Source organism: Streptomyces sp. NH27 (genome assembly GCF_056859195.1).
This window is the reverse complement of the sequence record NZ_JACEGK010000774.1, coordinates 1-2,464: the sequence shown is the minus strand read 5'-3', so window position 1 is coordinate 2,464 and position 2,464 is coordinate 1. Positions and strand designations below refer to the sequence as shown.

The 2,464-nt window shown below is 69.8% G+C and carries 1 protein-coding gene, 2 rRNA genes and 1 pseudogene; all 4 read right to left on the bottom strand.

From position 1 onward, the window contains the following. Positions 1 to 374 precede the first annotated feature (374 nt). Positions 375 to 1,226, bottom strand: a pseudogene (locus AC13HU_RS35650) (hypothetical protein); the annotation flags it as partial. Beyond that, a complete protein-coding gene (locus AC13HU_RS35645) occupies positions 1,196 to 1,903 on the bottom strand; it encodes a hypothetical protein (RefSeq protein ID WP_483046146.1) in 708 nt (235 codons plus the stop codon). The pseudogene AC13HU_RS35650 and the gene AC13HU_RS35645, both read right to left, overlap by 31 nt. Positions 1,904 to 2,093: 190 nt before the next feature. Beyond that, a 5S ribosomal RNA gene (gene rrf / locus AC13HU_RS35640) occupies positions 2,094 to 2,210 on the bottom strand. Positions 2,211 to 2,339: 129 nt separating this feature from the next. Next, positions 2,340 to 2,464: ribosomal RNA gene (locus AC13HU_RS35635) — 23S ribosomal RNA — on the bottom strand; the annotation flags it as partial.

Genomic DNA, 2,464 nt, shown 5'->3' with positions numbered 1-2,464 from the left:
GCATCCGTGTGGTCACGGATGCCGCCCTCAACTCACCGGATGGTGACGGACGTTCAGTCGTCCTCGCGCTCCGGGTGCGCCGGGGCGCGGAACGGGGAGTCGAGGAAGGACGACGGCTCGGCCGACCCGGCGTCGCCGGTCACCTTGTCCTCGTCGCCCTCGGAACCCTTGACGTCCTCGGTGTCCTCGGTGTCCTCGTCGCTCTTGACGTCTTCGGTGTCCTCGGAGGCGTCGGCCGCCTTCACGTCGGTCTTCGCGTCGGCCCTCCCGTCGGAGGAGGCATCCGCGTCGCCACGGTCCTCGTCCTCGTCCTCGGCATAGGCATCGTCGGACTCGTCATCCGAGTCGTCCACGTCATCCGAGTCGTCCACGTCGTCCACGTCGTCCGCCGTGTCGGCGTCCTCGTCGTCGACCACGACCTCGTCGGTCAGGCCGTCGTCGATCACCTCGACCACCACGTCGGCGCCCGCGGGCGCGTCCGTGCCGGCATCCGTGTCCGTCACATCGACGTTCTCGTCACCGTCCTCGGCCTCGTCACCCTCGAAGGCGTCCACGAACGCGACGCCGTCGAGCTGGGCGAGCCGGTCGGAGGCGTCGGTCGTCCCGTTGTGATCGGCCTCCACCGCCTTCGCGAACCACTCGCGGGCCTCGTTCTCCCGGCCGACCGCGAGCAGCGCGTCCGCGTAGGCGTAGCGCAGCCGCGCCGTCCACGGGTGGATGGCGCTGGCCGCCAGCTCCGAGCTCTGGAGGGTGACCACCGCGGCCTCGGCCTGGCCGAGGTCCTGCCGGGCGCCGGCCGCGACCAGCCGCATCTCGACCTGCCCGGCCTTGTCCAGCTTGTGCACCTCGGGCGCACCGGCCATCTCCAACGCCCGCTCGGGCCGCCCGAGCCCGCGCTCGCAGTCGGCCATCACCGGCCACAGGTCCACCGTGCCGGTCATCCGCCGGGTGGTACGGAACTCCGCCAGCGCCTCCGAGTACCGCTCGGTGGCGTACGACGCGAAGCCGGCCGCCTCCCGCACCGCCGCGACGCGCGAGGCGAGCCGCAGCGCGACACGAGAGTACGCGTACGCCTGCTCCGCGTCCTCGTCGAGGAGCCGCGCGACCATCACCAGGTTGCGTGCCACGTCCTCCGCGAGCGTCTTGGGCAGGCTCATCAGCTCCTGCCGCACGCTCGGGTCGATCTCCTGGCCGGTCACCTCGTCCGGGATCGGCAGCCGCCGGATCGGCTCGCGGTCGTCCCTGCGCTCGTCCCGGCCGCCGCGGCTCTCGAACCTGCCCCGACCCTGCACCGCCGGACGGCGGCCACGGTCCCGGTCGTCGTCGCGCCGCGGGCCGCGGGGACGGTCGTCCCTACGGTCATCACGCGGCCGGTCGTCACGCGGACGGTCGTCACGGCGGAAACCACCGCGGGCGTCATCACGACGCGGACCACGGGGACGGTCGTCCCTACGGTCATCACGCGGGCGATCGTCACGACGGAACCCGCCACCGCCGCCCGGGCGGTCGTCCCTGCGATCGTCGCGGGGACGGTCGTACCGGGGACGGTCATCGCGGGGGCGGTCATCGCGCGGCCGGTCGTAGCGCGGACGGTCATCACGGGGACGGTCATCACGGCGGAAACCACCGCCACCGCCACCACCCGGACGGTCATCACGACGGAACCCACCACGGTCATCGTCACGACGCGGACCACGGGGACGGTCGTCCCTACGGTCATCACGCGGACGGTCATCACGCGGCCGGTCGTGACGGGGACGCTCGTCGCGACGGACACCACCGCCACCGCCCTGACGGTCGTCACGGGGTCGGTCGTAGCGCGGCCGGTCGGACCGGTCATCGCGACGGTTGCCGGCGCCACCGCGGTGGTCATCACGGCGCGGGCCACCGGGACGGTCGTCACGCCGATCCTCGCGGCGGTGATCGCCGCGCTCGGGCCTGTCTTCGGGCGAGTTGGACATCGACGTGACTCCTGTCGGATCGTACTGCTGTAGTTCAAGTCTCCCGTAGCGGCCGGGAGGACGCGCTTCGAGCACAACAAAAAGGACCCTTGGTCCCAGCGCTCAGGCCAGGACCAAGGGTCCAGAAAGATTGTTCGGCGGTGTCCTACTCTCCCACAGGGTCCCCCCTGCAGTACCATCGGCGCTGAAAGGCTTAGCTTCCGGGTTCGGAATGTAACCGGGCGTTTCCCTAACGCTATGACCACCGAAACACTATCGGGTCATCCCGCATACACGGGATTTCGACAGAGTCCGAGCGAACAAGCACACTTTTCAGTTGAGTGTTCACCGGATGCGACTGTTCGCAACCCGGGAACCAAACAGTGGACGCGAGCATACATGGACAAGCCCTCGGCCTATTAGTACCGGTCAGCTCCACCCCTCACGAGGCTTCCACATCCGGCCTATCAACCCAGTCGTCTACTGGGAGCCTTACCCCATCAAGTGGGTGGGAGCCCTCATCT